Annotated in this window: 12 protein-coding genes; 9 read left to right on the top strand and 3 right to left on the bottom strand. The window is 45.4% G+C overall.

What is annotated here, in order from left to right; translation table 11 throughout:
* Positions 1–91 precede the first annotated feature (91 nt).
* Positions 92–940, bottom strand: a complete 849-nt coding sequence (locus V6W81_RS08845) for a DUF2161 domain-containing phosphodiesterase (protein WP_338542700.1) — start codon at positions 938–940, stop codon at positions 92–94.
* A 359-nt stretch (positions 941–1,299) separates the two neighbouring features.
* Here V6W81_RS08845 and V6W81_RS08850 point away from each other — a divergent pair, with 359 nt between their 5' ends.
* The 5 genes from V6W81_RS08850 (at position 1,300) to V6W81_RS08870 (ending at position 11,842) form a co-directional block, all read left to right on the top strand.
* The gene (locus V6W81_RS08850; protein ID WP_338542702.1) at positions 1,300–3,195 is read left to right on the top strand and encodes a PrkA family serine protein kinase; all 1,896 of its coding nucleotides are present in this window, start codon (positions 1,300–1,302) and stop codon (positions 3,193–3,195) included.
* 243 nt (positions 3,196–3,438) lie between these two features.
* Entirely contained in the window at positions 3,439–4,437 is a 999-nt protein-coding gene (locus V6W81_RS08855; protein ID WP_338542703.1) for a globin-coupled sensor protein, read from the top strand.
* 135 nt (positions 4,438–4,572) lie between these two features.
* The gene (locus V6W81_RS08860; RefSeq protein ID WP_338542705.1) at positions 4,573–5,577 is read left to right on the top strand and encodes a LacI family DNA-binding transcriptional regulator; all 1,005 of its coding nucleotides are present in this window, start codon (positions 4,573–4,575) and stop codon (positions 5,575–5,577) included.
* Positions 5,578–5,795: 218 nt separating this feature from the next.
* A complete protein-coding gene (locus tag V6W81_RS08865) occupies positions 5,796–9,089 on the top strand; it encodes an endo-1,4-beta-xylanase (RefSeq protein ID WP_338542706.1) in 3,294 nt (1,097 codons plus the stop codon).
* 290 nt (positions 9,090–9,379) lie between these two features.
* Positions 9,380–11,842, top strand: coding sequence for a bifunctional diguanylate cyclase/phosphodiesterase (locus tag V6W81_RS08870; RefSeq protein ID WP_338542707.1), 2,463 nt, complete (start codon positions 9,380–9,382; stop codon positions 11,840–11,842).
* Positions 11,843–12,035: 193 nt separating this feature from the next.
* On the opposite strand, the gene V6W81_RS08875 is transcribed toward V6W81_RS08870, so the two are convergent.
* Together V6W81_RS08875 and yhbH are read right to left on the bottom strand one after the other, a co-directional pair.
* The gene (locus tag V6W81_RS08875) at positions 12,036–13,472 is read right to left on the bottom strand and encodes a SpoVR family protein (protein ID WP_338542708.1); all 1,437 of its coding nucleotides are present in this window, start codon (positions 13,470–13,472) and stop codon (positions 12,036–12,038) included.
* Entirely contained in the window at positions 13,469–14,635 is a 1,167-nt protein-coding gene (gene yhbH / locus V6W81_RS08880) for a sporulation protein YhbH (protein ID WP_056698424.1), read from the bottom strand. The genes V6W81_RS08875 and yhbH overlap by 4 nt, the downstream gene beginning before the upstream one ends.
* 395 nt (positions 14,636–15,030) lie before the next feature.
* Here yhbH and V6W81_RS08885 point away from each other — a divergent pair, with 395 nt between their 5' ends.
* From V6W81_RS08885 to V6W81_RS08900, 4 genes are all read left to right on the top strand, one after another.
* A complete protein-coding gene (locus V6W81_RS08885) occupies positions 15,031–16,368 on the top strand; it encodes an MFS transporter (RefSeq protein ID WP_338542709.1) in 1,338 nt (445 codons plus the stop codon).
* Between the two features lie 473 nt (positions 16,369–16,841).
* Positions 16,842–18,116 carry a sulfotransferase family protein gene (locus V6W81_RS08890; protein WP_430701164.1) on the top strand — a complete coding sequence of 425 codons (1,275 nt, stop codon included), beginning with the start codon at positions 16,842–16,844 and terminating at the stop codon, positions 18,114–18,116.
* Complete coding sequence (locus V6W81_RS08895; protein WP_338542713.1) at positions 18,113–20,044, top strand: asparagine synthase-related protein; 1,932 nt, start codon at positions 18,113–18,115, stop codon at positions 20,042–20,044. The genes V6W81_RS08890 and V6W81_RS08895 overlap by 4 nt, the downstream gene beginning before the upstream one ends.
* Before the next feature lie 63 nt (positions 20,045–20,107).
* The gene (locus V6W81_RS08900; RefSeq protein WP_174715277.1) at positions 20,108–20,248 is read left to right on the top strand and encodes a paeninodin family lasso peptide; all 141 of its coding nucleotides are present in this window, start codon (positions 20,108–20,110) and stop codon (positions 20,246–20,248) included.
* The last annotated feature ends 102 nt before the right edge of the window (positions 20,249–20,350 follow it).

The raw sequence follows: 20,350 nt of genomic DNA on the forward strand, positions 1-20,350 counted from the left end.
AAACGACAGGCTCTTTTTTTATAAATGCCACAGCAATATGCGGCTATTATCATCGTGGTTGAACATACGAGTGGGAGAATCTTCCCACAGTTCAGTCATTTTTTTGGATTACATAAGATAACATGTCTTCGGCGACGTGCTCCAGCTCCTGTTCCCCCTCATTAGAGAAGGAGTTCTCTGAATCAGAGCTCCATTCCAATTCATTCATGCGAAGTTCAAGCAGCTCCTGTTGGTCAAGCATATGTGCGTGTGCTGTAAGAGCCTCAATTCCCTTAACGGTAAGGATGTACTTTCCCCGAGATACTCGTTCGAACCAGCCATAATAATTCTTCTGTAGGATCGATGCGGTCGAACCCACTCCTGTCTGTTTAGCGATAATCGCTGGTGAAGCTTCACCTTCATTCCTTAATGCAGTAGCAACACGTAATGCTTTTTCGCGGTAAGCCGTCATTAAGGGTTGGCGTGTACTGCCTCCTGTATTGTAGTCTCCGGTACGTTCGTCGAATTCTCTTAGCAGCCGTTGCCGTCTAACGCCGCCTTTACGAGAAGATGAAGGGAGCGCATGATTTAGTATGATGGGTTCACAGAGGACATCAATCAGAGGCGATTTGGTTTTGAAGAATGTAACAGCAATTAAACCAAGTCCTAGTTTATTGCAGACTGCGGTCAGTTCACTCCAGCGTTGGTTCACCGCGCCTCGTTTACTACGGTTACGTTCTACCGCCAAATATACATTCGGACTTAGTTTCAATCGTTGCATACCTTGTAGTAGGAGAGAGAGGTTGAAGGACTTTTTCATCTCCACGATTAGAGGCACGTCCTCATTAGCCCTAATACCAACCAGATCACAATGCTTCACTTCGGCTCTCACGGTATACCCCCGCTTCTCGAAGAATGCCTTTATTGGCGGATATAATTCGGTTTCGTATTGAATAGCCATCCTCGCCGCTCCTTTCCTGTGAAGCTCTTCTGCCTTGCTAAGTGCTGTCCGTTTTCCTGAATTAGAACCTTTATTATAGCATATCCGTTCTTTTTTTTCTGAGGGTCAAGATGTCTGATAGAACAAGGAATGGGTAAAATTAAGAGCTGTGAATTGAAAAAAAGAGGTCAACTTATCCAATTTGCCGCATAGGTATGTAATACACTTTTCACAACAATATCAGTCGTTTGGACAGAGGGTGGCGGGACTAATCCGGACCGCAGATGGGTATTCAAGCAGGAGCCGCAATTCTATTGATTTCTTCATACCATTCGGAATGGTTGACAATCACACTAAAGGAGCCATGGGAGGTACCAAGCATGAATATTTTTGAACGCGTTGCGGAACATCGGGCAGAGAGTGACCGTTTGTCATGGAACGGAACATTTGAGGATTACATCGCACTGCTGAGAGAAGATCCGACTCCGGCAATGACGGCTCACGCACGAGTGTATCAGATGATTGAATCATTCGGCGTGGAAGAAGTGGGTGGACAAAAACGATACAAGTTTTTTGAACAAGAGATTTTTGGCTTGGATCGTTCCATTGAGAAGCTAGTCGAAGAATACTTCCATTCAGCAGCACGCCGATTGGATGTACGTAAACGGATATTATTACTTATGGGACCCGTCAGCGGAGGTAAATCGACGCTGGTGACGTTACTGAAGCGTGGCTTGGAGAAGTTCTCCCGTACAGAAAAGGGTGCGGTGTACGCCATTGAGGGATGCCCAATGCATGAGGAGCCTTTACATCTCATTCCACTGGAGCTTCGTCCAGAAGTAGAGAAGGAAATAGGTGTTCGAATTGAAGGCAACCTATGCCCTTCCTGCCAGATGCGGCTTCGCACAGAATACGGCGGAGATATTAGCCGCGTGAAGGTGGAACGCGTCATCATTTCGGAAGATAACCGGGTAGGGATCGGAACATTCAGTCCATCGGATCCGAAATCCCAGGATATCGCAGACCTCACAGGAAGCATCGACTTCTCCACAATAACTGAGTTTGGTTCAGAGTCTGACCCGCGTGCTTATCGATTCGACGGGGAATTAAATAAAGCAAACCGGGGACTCATGGAGTTCCAGGAGATGCTGAAATGTGATGAGAAATTCCTCTGGAATTTGTTATCGTTAACGCAAGAGGGTAACTTCAAGGCTGGACGATTTGCGTTAATCAGTGCGGATGAAATGATTGTCGCACATACGAATGAATCAGAGTACAAATCGTTTATTTCCAACAAAAAGAACGAGGCGCTGCAGTCCCGGATGATTGTAATGCCAATTCCTTACAATCTGAAGGTGTCTGAGGAAGAGAAAATTTATGAGAAACTCATTCAACAAAGTGACATGAAGCATGTTCACATTGCGCCGCATGCTCTGCGGACAGCAGCCATTTTCTCGATACTTACACGTTTGAAAGAAACCAAGAAACAAGGCATGGATCTGGTTAAGAAAATGCGGATGTATGATGGTGAGGAAGTTGAAGGGTACAAGGAAGCAGATTTGCGTGAAATGCAGAATGAGTATTTGGATGAGGGGATGTCGGGAATCGATCCGCGGTACGTCATCAACCGGATATCCAGTGCTTTGATTAAGCAAAATCTTCAGTGCATTAACGCGCTGGATATTCTTCGGGCAATCAAGGACGGTCTGGATCAGCATGCTTCTATCTCCAAAGAAGAGCGTGAGCGCTATCTAAACTTTATTGCTCTGGCTCGCAAAGAATACGACGAGCTTGCCAAGAAAGAGGTACAAAAAGCGTTTGTTTATTCATTCGAGGAGTCTGCAAGAACATTGTTTGAGAACTACCTTGATAATATCGAAGCTTTTTGCAATTGGTCCAAAATTCGAGATCCATTAACAGATGAGGAAATGGATCCGGATGAGCGTTTGATGCGTTCGATTGAGGAGCAGATTGGCATTTCTGAAAATGCGAAAAAAGCATTCCGGGAAGAGATTTTGATCCGAATCTCGGCATATTCCCGCAAGGAGCGCAAGTTCGAATATAGCAGCCATGACCGTCTGCGTGAAGCGATCGAGAAAAAGCTGTTTGCCGATCTGAAGGACATTGTCAAAATTACGACATCAACGAAGACTCCGGATGCGACACAATTAAAACGAATGAATGAAGTCATTAAGCGATTAATTGAGGAACATGGTTACACTGCGACGAGTGCCAATGAGTTGCTGCGCTATGTGGGTAGTTTATTGAATCGCTGACCGAATATCAGACCATTCCGGATCAGGCTCTTAATGCCTGCTGTGAGGCTCCTTCACGGCAGGATTGAGAGCCTTTTTACATGCTTTACATAGAAATGAAGTGAGTTTAATCACAATCCTGTACAAAATTATGACAAAATAGTTCTAATGGTTTATGAAAAAGTAGGTCATTTAGTCTATAATCTATACAATATTTAGAAATTCAAGTTTTTTATTGGTTACTAAGGAGTCGATTACATCACTATGAGTATTGCTGCAGCAAGACAGAAACAACTCGATTATATTGGACTGACAAGCAAAGATTTGCAATTACTTGCCGCTCACCGGCCAGTCTTTGAGAAAGTGGTAAATGAAGTTGTTGATCACTTTTACAGACATGTAGGCAACTATCCTGAACTGGTGGATCTGATTGCTCGATTCTCTAACATTGACCGATTAAAAGAAACACAACGGATGTATTGGTTATCCATGACGGACGGTATCGTGGATGACGCTTATATTAATCAACGTATTGAGATTGGGTTGGTACACTCACGAATTGGATTGTCTGAAGATTATTATCTAGGTACATATATGGTCTATCTCGATATTGCGACAACCATTTTCCAGCAGGTCATTCCTGAGTCATGGCATCCCATCATTCAAGCACTTAGCAAAATGTTCAATCTAGATTCTCAGCTTGTACTGGAAGCCTATGAGAAAAAAGAAAAAGAAAAGCTGCATCATCTTGCGGCGGATCAACAAAATACGTTGCTGGCCATTACGCAAATTACACAACAGCTGACAGGGATGATCAGTGAACTGAATGAAAATGCTCGAGCGATCTCTGATGTGGCTATGCAAACGGCAGCTTCCCAGGATCAAGCACATGAACTGCTGGAAGAGTTAACAGGAGAAATACATCAGATCGGTAAGATGGGGGAGCTCATCCGCGAAATTTCAGATCAGAGTCACCTTGTTGGATTGAATGCAGCAATTGAAGCTGCACATGCTGGGGAGTTCGGTCGTGGCTTCGAAGTTGTCGCAAGTGAGGTGCGTAAGCTTGCAGCGAGTTCTCGTGATGCACAAGGAAAGATTCAGGCTAATCTAGAGCAGATTATGAAGAAACTAAGTCATGTACAGAAGGAATCAGAACATACGTCTCAGGGGGCACGCAGTCAAGCGTCCCGTTCTCAAGAGCTGGCTGTGTTCGCCACAACGATGGAGAAATTGGCAGTGGATCTGCAGAAACTGGATCATTAAGCTGTAGATAATACACTTGTTGGAACCGGTATTACCGTTTCTGGCTGTTTTAAGCTATAATGGGTAGACAAACCTGCCGATGTGTTAGCGTAAGCAGCCGGAGACAGGGGATTTATAAGAGGTTGAGGTGATCAGATGGCTTCTATCCATGATGTGGCCAAAGAAGCGGGCGTATCTGTTGCAACCGTTTCCAAAGTACTGAATGACTATCCTGATGTAAGTGACAAAACTCGAAAAAAAGTCAATATAGCCATCGAACTATTAAAATATCAACCCAATGTGGTCGCACGTGGATTAGTTAAACGTCGCTCTTGGACAGTAGGCGTACTCTTAACCGTACCGTTTACCAACCCATTTGTATCGGAATTGTTAGAAGGGATCAAGACAGCGCTAGAGAATAGCGGTTATGATCTTGTTCGTTTATCTACCCGTTTCGATGACCCTGGCTATTCATTCATCAAGCATTGCCGGAGCCGTAATGTGGATGGTGTTGTAGTATTTGGTGAAGGAAGAGAAAACAAAAGTATTGAAGAGCTAGTTCATGCAGAGATTCCAACGATGTTTGTGGATACGGATTTGTTCGGCAAGCGAGCTGGATATATCACAACGGATAATGCGAATGCTATTGGCATGAGTGTCAAACATTTATATGAGCTGGGGCACCGCCGGATTGCGTATATTTCGGGGACGTTAGGTTCAGCGGTAGCGAACCTGAGGCTAGACGGATACAAAGAAGGGCTGAGACGCTGTGAGATCCCGTATTCAACCATCTATTTGGAAGAATGTGATTATTCTTTTGATGGTGGAGGTAAAGCAGCGAGAAGGCTATTAGCCCTGAAGGATCATCCTACTGGCATTGTCTGTGCTTCGGACATGTCCGCATTTGGAGCAATTCAAGAAATTGAACGGCATGGTCTGCGTGTACCTGAGGACATATCTGTTATTGGCTTCGACAATACATACTATGCACAGGTGTTCAAGCCTGGACTAACGACGATTAATCAAAATATATATTCGATTGGTATCAAGTCGATTGAGTATCTGATTGCTATGATCGAGAATCCAGACTATACGCCTCCAGTAGTTACGGAGCCTTCCAATCTGGTCATTCGTCATACAACAGCACCTGTGCCTGAGTAGGTGACCATAAGGACAAAAGAGGACAGCCAATGGCTGTTCTTTTTTTGTATGTGATTAGAAGATATGCCTCATCTGTAGGTGAGCGTATTCGCTGCTGAGGTTGCTGATGGTAGTGGTGGAAATGGAACAAGATGGTAATTAAATCCGTTAGTGGCCTATATAATGAAAGTGTTTACAAAAGCATCGATGTATAAAAGAAATACGAAGGAGGCAATGGGATGCGTTATCGAAAATGGTGGAGCTTGTGCTTAACAATGGTCATGGTAATCAGTTTGCTGCCTTTGACGAGTCCGGGAAAGATAAGTGCCGAGGCAGCAGATGAGGATGACTTATTACTGTTTCATTCTTATGAAGAGGGTACCTCCCAAGGGTGGACACCTAGAGGCAGTGTTACGCTCGCCGTGACGGAGGAGGATGCGTATGAAGGAACACACGCTCTCCAGACAACAGGTCGAACCGCAGCGTGGAATGGACCTGCCTTGTCCGTAACGAATATAATGGAGAAACACGCTGTCTATGAAATATCAGGATATGTGAAGCTGTTACCTGGGACGACTCCGACCAATCTTAAATTTACCGTTGAGCGTCGTGAAGGTACTCAGCCTGCACAATATGATCAAGTAAACACGGCTATTCCTGTAACTGATCAGGAATGGGTTAAGTTACAGGGACAGTATAGCTATCAGCAAGGAACAGACCTGCTATTGTACTTAGAAAGTGATGACCTAACGAGTAGTTATCTGTTGGATTCGTTCCAATTGCGACGGGTAACTGCTGCACCGGAGCCTGAGAATCCAAGTGAACCTGGTGAACAGTTGTTTGCAGCCGATTTTGAGAATGATCAGGTGGGAGAATGGCGCCCGCGAGGCTCTGAGCAGCTGAGTGTTGTCACAGGCACTGGCCATAACAGCACGCGTAGCTTGAAGACGTCCTCCCGTACAGAAACATTTCATGGACCGCTCATCGAGGTGTTGAATTACTTGGAGAAGGGAAGCACCGTGCATATTTCCTTTTGGGCGATGTATGATGAAGGGCCAGCCACTCAAGTTATTAATGGTTCCTTGGAGAAGGAGTATCATGACGACAGCTCAACCAGAGAATATGCTACATTTGCTTCAACCAGTTTGACTAAAGGACAATGGAAGAAGATTGAAGCGGATGTCGTCGTTCCAAGTGAAAGTAGTGGAATTACTGGCTTTCGATTCTATGCGGAAACTCCGTGGAAATCGTCTGAAAATGTGACAGAGGCGGATACGATTCCATTTTACATTGATGATGTTGTGATTACAGCGACAGACTCACTGAAAATTGAACAGGACATTCCAAATTTAGCTAGCACGCTCGGAACCTCTTACGACGTTGGGGCGGCTATTGACTTGTCAGCTCTTAATCCACAAGATCCACATGCACAGTTGTTAGTCAAGCATTTCAACAGCATTACCGCGGGTAATTTTATGAAGATCGATGCGATGCAACCACGTGAAGGTGAGTTCGTCTGGTCGGACACCGATCGATTGGTTGAGTTCGCCGAGAACAACAATATGCAAGTAAGAGGTCATACGTTAGTATGGCATAGCCAAGTCCCCGAATGGTTTTTTACAAGTCCGGATGATGCATCACAGCCAGCGACTAGGGAACAACTTCTTGCACGGATGAAGACACATATTCAGACAATCATGCATCGATATCAAGGCAAAGTTCACACTTGGGATGTTGTCAATGAAGTCATCTCGGATGGAGGAGGTCTGCGTAATCAGGCAAGTGGTTCCAAGTGGAGAGATATCATTGGTGATGTAGACGGTGACGGTGATGACAGTGATTATATTGAACTGGCGTTCCGGTATGCACGTGAAGCCGATCCTAACGCTGTGCTGGTCATCAACGACTATGGGCTGGAAGGTAGCGTTAATAAACTGAATGATATGGTGGAACTGGTCGAAAAGCTGCTCGCGAAAGGTACACCAATTGATGCGGTTGGGTTCCAAATGCATGTGTCCATGTATGGACCGAATGTACAGCAAATCCGTGAAGCTTTTGAGCGAATTATTGCTCTGGGAATCAATATACAAGTGACAGAGCTGGATGTGTCTATTTATTCGGGTTCATCGGAGCAGGAGAAACCAGTCACAGATGAAATATTGATGCAGCAGGCATACCGGTATAAGGAATTGTTTGATCTGTTTCAGGAGTTTGATCAGCGCGGAGTACTGGATAGCGTAACCGTTTGGGGGCTTGCGGATGATGGAACATGGCTGGATAATCATCCCGTGCAGGGGCGTAAAGACGCACCTCTTTTATTTGATCGGAAACTGAAAGCGAAACCCGCTTACTGGGCATTGGTTGATACGACAACACTGCCGGTGTATCGGAACGAATGGACAGCGAACAAGGCTAGCCCTGCTATGCCGGATCGCAAAGGACAGGAAGATGTGCTTTGGGGAGCCGTGAAAGGTGTGCAAGTTTCCCATAGAGTAGAAGGTACATCGGATGTTACGGGGCAAGCAAGCGTGCTGTGGGATAATAAAAAGGTAAATCTTCGCATAGAAGTACAAGACACCTCCCGACAAAAGGGGGATCAGGTGCAGGTGTTCCTTGAAGAAGAATGGAGTGACCCCACAGACGAAGGGGTGGCTGATCCTACTTCTAAGAAGAAAAAAGAACCCAAACCAGTGAATGGACAGTATACATTTGAACGAAATGGCGGCAAAGGGAAGGATCATAAGTTATACAAAGTAAAAGAGACATCGACGGGTTATATCATTTATGCAGCTATCCCATTGTCAGCCTCTGTACTTGCCGAAGGCAAAACGTTGTCCATGGATTATCGAATTCAAGATCAGCAGGCGGATGGTCACACCTCCGTTGTCGTCTGGAACGATGTCAATAATCAACAACCGAATGAACCGGGGAATCGTGGCAAATTGAAATTAGGCAGTACCCTGAAACATACGAAGGTCACGTATGGTACACCCGTGTTAGACGGTCAGAAGGATCGTATATGGAAAAAGGCGGCTTCCATTCAAACGGATGTGTGGGTTCTTGGGAGCTCTGGGGCAACAGCGACAGCACAATTGTTATGGGATGAACAATACTTGTATGTGCTCGCCGAGGTCAAAGACCCGCTGCGTAGCAAAGCTAGTGTGAATGCATACGAGCAGGATTCCATTGAAATTTTTGTGGATCCCAATCATAACAAAACGTCGTTTTATCAAGAGGATGATGCTCAATATCGAATCAATTATGATAATGAAACCTCTTTTGGAGGCAATGCCCTTCAGGATCGGTTTCAATCTTATACACGTCTGACGGATGCGGGTTACATTGTAGAAGCAGCCATTCCATTAGATCTGGTGTCGACACATAATGCACCGTGGATCGGATTCGATCTGCAAGTGAATGACGATAGCACAGGTGAAGGCAAACGTAGTAGTGTCTCCATCTGGAGTGATGTTTCAGGTAATTCATATCGCGATACCTCCGGATTCGGTAACCTGCTGCTCGTTCGCAAATGATAAAGCATGAGAGGAAGCATAATTCGTGCCCGGTTCAATGAATTGGCAGACAATAGATATGGAAATAAGTGTTGATTTTCGGGAGTAGGACGATTAGACTATATACATCAATATTAAACGGGTTTCAGATGTGCATATAGCTAGGGATACGTGATGTATCCGCTTGCTGGAGTTTGTGGTTACAAGTCAAATGAAGTGAAGGGAGTGCCTGTCACCGGGACAGAGCACTCGCTTCTTTTTTTACTTTTAACATACATACAAGACATTTGCCGGTTGAAAGGAAAGACGGAGTGGAGCACATACATGGAACGTACAACTCGGAACTTGTTATTTTATCTTACGTTATTGCTGCAGTGGCTTCGTACGCAGCGCTTGATCTTGCAGGGCGGGTAAGCTTGGCCAAGGGGATGCCAAGAAACGTGTGGCTCACCTGTGGCGCGATGTCGATGGGACTAGGAATTTGGTCAATGCATTTTGTGGGCATGTTGGCCTTCACCCTCCCGATGCACGTTTCCTATTCAATGGGTGGAGTAACACTTTCAGTTCTGCTTGCCATCGTTGCATCTGGTGTAGCTTTGCATATCGCTGGCCGAGAGTCAGTGTCGATGAGGCAGCTCATGGTTGCTGGCTTGCTCATGACTGTCGGGATCAGCAGTATGCATTATGTGGGGATGTCGGCGATGTCCGCTTCAATTACGTATCAGCTGTCTAAGGTAATCCTATCGATATTGATCGCGGCAGCGGCTTCCTTTGCTGCATTGTGGCTTATGTTTTTTTTCAGGCATCAACATTCACGTTCGACCTGGGTGTACAAGCTGGGCAGTGGACTTATTATGGCGATTGGCATAACGGGAATGCACTATACGGGGATGTCAGCCGCGCAATTTCAGAATGGGCATGTCATGGTAAAACACTCAGGCATGCAGATGAACCCCGACATGCTCGCTTATTTAATTGCAGCTGGCACGTTTGTTACGTTGGGCTTTACGTTATTCGGTATTTTCTTCAATCAACGTCTCTCTCAAAAAGACCAGCGTATCCATGAGAATGAACAATGGTACCAAGCGCTGTATCACAACCATTCCGATGCCATTATATCAGTGGATCGAGAAGGCTACGTCAAAGGCATTAATGCTGCTGTTACTCGTATAACAGGGTATGAAGAGCAAGATGTGATCAATCGGCGTATTGATGATACTCTCGAACATGTTGAAATCTATTGGCAAAACGATATGCAGGATGTGGCCTGGGGAGAAGGTTGTCTAGATCAGCATAACTACAACGCAACGATGAGGGTCATGGACGGGCGGTTGCGAGATTTGCATGTTAGCGTTGTGCCTGTGTTGATCAAGGGGAATCATATGGGCAGTCATATTTTAATCAAGGATGTTACTGAAGAGAAGCAGGCACAAGAGAACATTCTTCATCAAGCTCTGCATGATTCACTTACAGGGTTGCCCAACCGGCGAAAGCTGGATGATGTACTGGCCGCAACCATTGCCTCCTCCGAGTTAACAGGTCAACAATTTGCAGTTATGGTGATGGATATTGATCGCTTCAAAATGATTAATGATTCGCTGGGTCACTCCATTGGAGATATCTTCTTGCAAGAGGTTAGTGATCGAATCATGGATGCGATGAAAGCCTGGGATCCCAAAGCCGAGGGTAATGTTATGTTAGCTCGTATGGGCGGAGATGAATTCACATTAGTTGTTGCTAATGATCCGAGGAACGAGATTGGCGTGGCTGAGCTTGCAGAGCGAATCGTCAGTGCGATTCAATTACCATACCGTCTAAAAGAGAATGACTTCTATGTTACCGCAAGTATTGGCATTGCGATGTATCCCGATCATGGTACGGAAGCGGATAGTTTATTGAAACATGCGGATACCGCTATGTATGAAGTGAAGAAAAACGGCAAGAACGGCTTTCAATTCTATACCACCCAACTTGATTCAGAGTTGTATGAGCGAATCGAACTCGAAGGATATTTGCGTAAGGCGCTGGAACGTGATGAGATGGTGTTGTATTATCAGCCCCAGATTCGGACGGAGGACAGTCGGATGATTGGTGTGGAAGCACTCATTCGCTGGAACCACCCACACAAAGGAATTCTGCCACCGAATGTCTTCATTCCACTCGCTGAGGAGACAGGTATGATCTATGCGATTGGAAACTGGACGCTGCGGGAAGCCTGCAGACAGATGAAGCAATGGCATGAGGCTGGTGGGCCACTCATTCCAGTCTCGGTTAACTTATCCAGCCTGCAATTCCATCAGGCTAACCTGCTAGAGCAGGTGCAACACGCGCTGCTTGAAACTGGGCTGGAAGCCAAATATCTTGAGCTGGAGATTACAGAGAGCATGATGATGGACGCTTCTGTGTCTACGGAAATTCTTAACGAACTTACCTCGCTCGGCGTGAAGATCAGCCTTGATGATTTTGGTACAGGCTACAGCTCGCTCAGCTACTTGAAGCATTATCCAATCCACAAACTAAAGATTGATCGCTCGTTTGTTACCGATATTACGGAGAATCGGAGTGATCAGGCGATTGTCGCGACGATTATCTCGATGGCTCAGCATTTGAAGATGGAAGTTATTGCGGAAGGCATTGAGACCAAGGGACAATTGGATATTTTAATGCAGAATGACTGCAAAGAAATCCAAGGGTATTACTTCAGTCGTCCCTTGCCAGCTCAAGAGGTCGAGCATCACTTTTTTGTTCCACTGCGGTTAGGAGATCCATCTTAGAATTGGTTTTGAAATTGTGGGGTTGAGAGTTCATTATTAGCTATGATCAATTTTATAACATCATGCCAAGCGGCAAGTCCCCGTTATTCTACAGGGACTTGCCGCTTTATTTGTTAATCATACATATTGGATTAATTAAGAATTGAACAGTTAAATCCATTTGGATTCATTAGTTAATCAAGGTGAGGACATCTCACAGAAACTTACGATGGTGCTTCTTGCCATCATAGGTAAACCAGATTGGTTTATCCTCTACACGGGTTTCCAGATGCACTGTGCGACCCCATAGCTTGTAGAGATAAGGAAGGGTGCGCTCCATATATTTAAGATCCAGCTCAATGCCTTCATATTGATGTTTGAGGACAAGCTCGCCAGTTCGCAAATAGTCTGCGTCTTGAACAACGAGGTAAGGAGAGCCGCCGTTTACGCGTGAGAATACAAGCTGATCACGTATGTTTTCCCAAGACTTGTCGGTAATTTTCCAGTCTGGGCCCTTTTTCTCAAATACGTATAGGTCAAGGTCTTCCGTTAATTGTTTGGTCATGTAATTGCGGATAAACGAGGTGTCTGAATCGAATTCACGAACCTCGAACATTTTGGCACGACCCATACCCGGTTTGCGTCCCAAACGCTCCCGCTCTTCCTTGGATGGATGATCCCATCGGTGTTCAATATCCTCGAATATTTTAAGTCCCAGGTAATATGGATTCAAGCTTTGTTTGGACGGCTGCACCACAGAGGAATTCAGCTTGGCGAATTCAATGGTGTCTTCACTACTAAGATCCAATTCGCGTATAATGCGTTGATGCCAGTACGAAGCCCAGCCTTCGTTCATGATTTTGGTTTCCATCTGTGGCCAGAAATAAAGCATTTCTTCGCGCATCATACTCATGATATCCCGCTGCCAATCGGTTAACACTTCGGAAAACTCTTGAATGAACCACATCACATCTTTTTCCGGCTCAGGGGGGAAGTGATGGACTTTAATTCCATCTGCAGGAGTTGCCTCATCCTGTCTATCGTCCAGAGCCCATAAATCGTCATAACGCCCTTCAGGTCTAGGCGCTTTCTCCCCACGCTGTTCACGTATCTTCATTTCCATGTAACGTTGTTTGTCCAATTGACGGGGCTTAATGAGCTGTGGATCAACATGCTCCTGAATGGCAATGACAGCATCGATGAAGGCTTCCACGGCCTCCGTACCGTATTCCATCTCATAGTTGCTGATCCGGTCAGCTGTCGCTGCCATGCTCTCGACCATATTTCGGTTTGATTTAGAGAAGCGGGCATTGTTTTTGAAAAAGTCACAGTGCGCAAGCACGTGTGCCACAATGAGTTTATTTTGAATAAGGGAGTTTCCGTCGAGCAAGAAGGCGTAACAAGGGTTAGAGTTGATCACAAGCTCGTATATTTTGCTAAGTCCAAAATCGTATTGCATCTTCATCTTATGAAAGGTTTTGCCAAAGCTCCAGTGGCTGAAACGAGTAGGCATGCCATAGGCGCCAAAAGTATAGATGATGTCTGACGGGCAAATTTCGTAACGCATGGGGTAGTAATCTAGGCCGAATCCATCGGCAATCTCCATAATTTCGGCAATGGCATATTCAAGGTCGCGGATTTCATCGGTCATCCTACACTGCCTCCTTCGCGTTTCTGAAAAAAGCTGCGCAAAGCTTTGTATACTTCGCCTTTTTCTTTGATCACATAATACATGAACTGGTCCATCTTGATATGGCGATAAGCAGACATGAGTGTACTGCTGCGATTGTATTGGTTCACTTCGCCATAACCGAACATGTTGCTTCGTTTCATCAATTCACCGATCAGCTTCACACAACGCTCGTTGTCAGAGGTCAGATTATCCCCGTCAGAGAAATGAAAAGGATAGATGTTGTAGCTGGAAGGAGGGTAACGTGAATCAATAATGTCCAGTGCCTTCATATATACGGAGGAACAGATGGTGCCCCCGCTCTCGCCGCGGGTGAAGAATTCCTCTTCGGTGACCTCTTTTGCTTCGGTATGATGGGCAAGAAACACAATTTCGACCTTCTCATATTGACGACGCAGGAAACGAGTCATCCAGAAGAAGAAGCTGCGTGCGCAATATTTTTCGAAGGAACCCATCGATCCAGAAGTATCCATCATCGCAATAATGACAGCGTTGGATTGTGGAATGATCTTATCTTCCCACGTCTTATACCGCAGATCGTCAGGACTGATGTGATGAATGCCGGGATTGCCCGTTGTTGCATTTCGCCGTAAGTTCTCCAAAATGGTTCGTTTCTTATCAATGTTAGACTGCATTCCTTTTTTGCGAATATCGTTGAACACGACCGTATGTGTCTCGATGAGATCTTTGTCCTTCTGTTTCAGATCTGGAAGCTCCAGTTCTGCAAATAACATATCTTCCAATTCCTCTATGCTAACTTCCGCTTCCACGATGTCATGACCGGGCTGATCGCCGGCTTTTTCGCCTTTTCCTGGCTTCTGCGACGCAGGATCACGACCGATGACGTCACCGACCTGACTGTCACCATCACCTTGCCCCACATGTTTTTGCTTCTGGTAGTTATACACAAAACGGTACTCATCCAGACTGCGGATTGGTACCTTGATGATTTGTTTTCCATCAGACATGATGATGTTTTCCTCCGTGATTAGATCCGGAAGATTTTGCTTAATGACATCTTTAACCTTTTGCTGATGGCGCTGTTGGTCCTGGTACCCTTTGCGGTGAAGCGACCAATCTTCCCGGGATACGACGAACGAGTAAGGCTGGTGTGAATTTGACATGTAGGCACCCCCCATTGATTACGCGGCACAGTTTGGCCTGTCGGTAATTAAGTATATTCACGGGCGGGGACGATATGTGATGAGAGAGCATATAAAATGATACATTTATGAAGCGAGTAGCTTTGAATCCTTCGGAATAGTCGCATCCTGTGGGACGTTAAGCGCTATTTTAGACTAATTTGATTGGAATACATGTTATATCACGATTTCATTGCGATAATTTACAAAAAGCGGGAACAAGTATGATAAACTTCCTTTAGAATAGATAGGTGCGAGTTCAAAAAGTACGTTGTTACAAAACGTGTTTTGTAAGCCACAACGGACATTTGGAACAACCTCGAAATGGAAATGATCCAGCATCCCACATGAGGATGTATGCAAAGGAAGGGTTTTATTTGGAGAAACGGGCGGTTAAAGCTTGGATTATGTATGATTGGGCTAATTCGGCTTATGCAACAACAGTGCTAGCAGCTGTGCTTCCTGTCTTCTATGCTTCAGTAGCAGCAGCGACACTAGATGCGGATACAGCCGCGTCTTATTTGGCGTACACGCATTCCATTGGTATGTTATGCGTAGCTTTACTCACACCTTTGTTGGGCACACTTTCCGATTTATCGGGACGTAAAGGGGACTTCCTACGAGTATTTGCCTTAATAGGCATAATGGCTACATTAGGATTCAGTATTGTAGGAGAAGGAGACTGGCTTCTGGCCTCCGTACTGCTCATTATTTCTACGATAGGTTTTGCGGGCGGTAATACATTTTATGATGCCATGTTGCCTGATCTTGTGCCGATCGAACGGCGAGAGATGATCTCTTCGAAGGGGTATGCATATGGTTATATCGGCGGAGGTTTGTTGTTAGCACTCAACTTGTTAATGATACAACAGCCAAGCTGGTTCGGCTTGGACAGTACATTAGCAGGTACTCGGCTTGCCTTTATCTCTGTAGCGATCTGGTGGTTGCTGTTTTCTATCCCAATCTTCCGCTTCGCTCCACGCCGTCCTGCGGCAAAAGATTTACCACAATCGTGGGGAGGATACGCCAGAGTAGGTGCACGAAGACTACGTCAAACCTTCAAACAGATGTTACGTTTTCCTCAATTAATACGGATGTTGGTTGCCTTTTGGTTTTTTAATGATGGAATTAATACCATTATCCTGATGGCGACTATTTATGGGACAAGTATCGGTATTGGGACTACGGATCTAATGCTTGCGCTGTTAATCACCCAATTCGTTGGTTTCCCATGTACGTTATTACTGGGGGCTTGGGCACAGCGTTGGGGAGCTAAACCAATATTGCTGGTAAGCTTGTCTGTGTACATATGTATCGTTATTCTCGGTTATTTCATGACAGAGGCGCTTCATTTCTATATACTTGCCGGGCTTGTTGGTGTGGTACAGGGCGTCAGTCAGTCTACGGCTCGTTCCTTGTTCAGTAATCTGATGCCTTCTGGCAGGACAGGGGAGTATTTTGGATTCGTCAACATAACAGGCAAATTTTCCTCTATCTTTGGGCCGTTTGTGTTCGGACTGGTAGGTCAATTAACGGGTTCAAGTCGCTGGGGGATACTGTCTTTAATTTTCTTCTTTGTTGCAGGCATCGCCTTCTTGTTAATGGTCAAAGTACAGCAGGGAATTACGGATGCTCAGCTTGCGGACCAGGAAGATCAGAAGCAGTGGGGCGGACATTCGCCCAAGGTTGGATCAGATATCAATGTATCAGGATAACTTCAAGCGTAGCACTGGGGGAACAGCGATCGGAAGGTTGTTCTGTCATCGGAGTGGCAAGTGTAAATATTCTATAGTTCAATTCACATATCAGCTAAACATGAGATTATGAATCTTATCTGTCACTGGAATCCATCTCATAATCCTATAGAGCTTCAGGTCAGTTCATTCGTTGAACAGATCCTGGAGTTTTTTTATTTGGCGACAAGTCATAAATGAGAAGATGACCGGAATAGGTATGGAGGGGTGATTCAACTACGGTAGCAACGAAGATTCGCACGAAAATTATGAAAAATTGAAAATAAAAGATTGACATGATACATTTTGTATCATAGAGTAAAACTATGAATACATAACGTATCAAAAACGTTGTCGAAAGTACATATATTGTCTAGGCATACGAAATCACGTCTGATCCTCGAGCTTTCCTGAGTATACCAACTGCATGCTTATTATATAAACAAAAGGAGAGGATGCCATTGGTAGATATTCAAGGTAACGGACTTGTATTTTTACTTTGTGTCCCTCGCAGTGGAAGTTCACTCTCCACCGTCATGTTACAAAATCACAGCCGCATATTTGCCACGCAAGAGATGTGGTTCCTAATGAGTCTGGTCGATCTGGCCAAAGCAGAACCTCGCCCCTATGGTGGAAATGCCATCATTCGTCAGTTCTATAGCGCGATGGTGTCTGAGGATGTATTTGAACAAGCATGTCGAAGGTTCGCCCTAGAAATCTATAATGGTTTCCTACAAGGCAGCGGGGCAGACTTCGTTGTAGATAAATCTCCGCGTTACTATTATATGCTGGAATGGCTTGATCGTCTTTTTCCACAGTCCAAGCGAATTCATCTCCAGCGTAATCCACTTTCCATTGCTGCATCATTCAAAAAAGTTAACCGTAACTCAGGCAATGGATTCGAACTCATTCAGAGTTTACAAAGTCCCGAATTAAATATGAGAGCCGTTGACCTGACCTTAGGTTTGCTCAGACTAAATGATTACTTTGAGGTGGAGCATCCTCAAGCTTATGAGATAAAGTATGAACAACTCGTCGCAAGCCCCAAGGACGAACTGGAGAACTTATGTACCTTTCTCGGGATCAGCTACGAAGAGGGCATGGAGCAATATGGACGGTTTGTGGATACAACGAAATCCAATATGTTCTACAGCATGGGTGTAGGCGATCCGTTCTTGGCATCACATCAGGAAGCACACAAGGATTCAATTAACAACTGGAAAAGTATACTTAATCATCAAGAAGTTGAGCTATATTGCCGAACTATTGGAGCAGATTTGTTTCATCGAATGGGGTACAGCCAGCAGTTAGAGGAAGCGGAGCAATGGACGGGTGTACGTTATGAAGCCAGCGCAGATCAAGAGGTTGTGGAACGACTTACACGTCAATTCACAAAAGCAACCGGATGTGAGTGGCAGCCTCATTACCGAATAAAGCCTGAAGCTGCAGCAATACATTCCGAGCTTGAAAGAACAGATGCTACAGATACACAGCAAGCATCAGCACCCGATCCAACGCTAGCTGCATTAGCAACGATAAGGCAATTGGAAGCTGCATTACGGGCTGCGGATCATCGGTTAGAGCGAGGATATAACGAGCGCGAGCGATTAAAGATGCAACTAGCCTCGACGCAAAGCAAGATACAGCGGATCAAATCCTTGATTCCATTTGGTCATCAGCTTAGTGCCTGGGCATCCCAGCGCAAGATTCTACGGGGAGGAAAGTCATGAGCGCCATTGCGGGGATTGTTCACACCGAGGGTCAAGAAGCATTGTGGGAAGATAGTTGGCGGTTGTATGCCAGCTTGGGTCATATTCCAGCGGACACGACAGGAGTGTGGAAAGGCAATGAAGCATTCCTAAGCTGTCATGCACAGTGGATTACACCAGAATCAGTTCATGAAAAAACACCTTTATATGACGAGGCTAGCGGCCTCTCTATTACCGCCGATGCTATCTTGGACAATCGGGAGCAATTAGCAGACCAATTGCAGATATCCAGAAGAGAATTAGCTGAGTTGGCAGATAGTGAGTTAATTCTAAGAGCTTATCAACGATGGCAGACAGACGTGACAAGCAAGCTGCTTGGAGACTTTGCTTTTGCCATCTGGGATGAACGCAAGCGTACGTTGTTTGCGGCTAGAGATATTACGGGCATGAGATCCCTGTACTATCGCCATGATGGACAGCGCTTTGCCTTCTGCACCCTAATGAATCCTCTGTTGTCCTTGGAGGGTGTTTCCAAAGAATTAAGCGAATCCTGGTTAGCTGAGTTTCTCGCGATCCCCGCAATGCATGGCGCAGCAGACATTCAATTGACTGCATATCGGGGCGTGAGGCAGCTGCCTCCGGCTCATACGCTGCTTTTTCGAGACGGTAAGATCGAGTTGAACCAGTATCATCGCTGGGATGAGGTTGAACCGCTTCGCCTCAAATCAGATGGAGAGTATGTAGAAGCATTCCGTGATGTTTTTGCACAAGCTGTAAGCACACGATTGCGGACTCATCGGCAAGTCGCTGCTGCCTTAAGCGGTGGCCTTGACTCAGGAGCGGTTGTTGGTTTTGCCTCAGGTACATTGCGAAGCCAAGGGAAAAAGCTGAACGCCTATAGTTATGTCCCTGTGTCCGATTTCAAAGATTATACACCCAAAACATTGCTTGCAGATGAACGACCTTTCATTCGATCTACGGTGAATCATGTAGGCAACATTTCGGAGAATTATCTGGATTTTGAAGGCAGAAGTCCCTTCAGTGAAGTGGATACATGGCTTGAGATGATGGAGATGCCGTATAAATTTTTTGAAAATTCGTTCTGGATTCGCGGCTTTTACGAAAAGGCCAGTGAGCAGGATGCGGGCGTTTTACTCACTGGAGCAAGGGGCAACTTTACGATCTCCTGGGGACCGGCACTAGAATATTACGCAAGCTTAATGCGAAGTGGACGCTGGGTGAGACTATTCAAAGAAATGAAGCAATATAGTGAACGTACAGGGATGAAATTTTCACGGATTGCTCGAATCACAGCGCAGAAGGCGTATCCAGAGCGATTTCAGTCATCTCGAAGTGGTGGAATTCCACACGCAACCAATCAATTAATTCATCCTGAATTCGCCCAAAAAACAGGCGTGTTGGATCGTTTGGGTTCACTGGTTGTGCTACAAGGTGGGGCACAGGCAGACGCCCTGAAAGTGAGAGCAGAGAAGTTCAACAATTTGGCGATTGCGAGCAAAAATGGGGCAATGGCAACAAAATGTTCACTCCGTTATCGTGCCTGGGAACGAGATCCTACGAGTGATGCACGTGTGATACAGTTTTGCCTCTCTGTACCGATTGAGCAGTATGTTAATCAAGGTACAGACCGATCATTAATCCGCCGGGCAACGTCACCCGAGTTACCGGATAATGTGAGACTGAATCAGCGTGTACGAGGTGTTCAGCCAGCCGATTGGTTACATCGTATGATTCCGGATTGGGGAGCATTCACAAGTGAAATTCGGGCATTGTGTTCTGATAGTCGAGTAGCTGGCATATTAAACACGGATCGAATCTATGCAGCTCTTCAAAACATACCTCAGCCTCGTCCTGAGCTTGCATCGCATCCTGACTTGCGCTTAATGATGCATAGCCTCATTGTGTATCGGTATATCCGGCAATTCTGATACCGGGTGGTGCTATTGATTGGTGCCTAATCCAACATGCACTCATGAAAGGGGGTGAACACAATGCAAATCGAAAAAAAGCAATGGCAAGCTCCAGCACTTGAAGTTTTGGAAGTAAACCAAACCCTCGCAGGTAAAGGTTACAGACAAATCGACTGGATCACAGAACACGATGCTGATCTGTATGATCCACCTGTTTCCTAAGTAAGAAGCAATAAGCATTGTCATTATACTTAAAGGGCGGAAAGGCAATAGCTTTCTTTTCGCCTCCGCCCTTATATTAAGCAACACCAATATAAGGGCTTT

The sequence above is a fragment of the Paenibacillus tundrae genome (assembly GCF_036884255.1).
Classification (GTDB): Bacteria; Bacillota; Bacilli; order Paenibacillales; family Paenibacillaceae; genus Paenibacillus.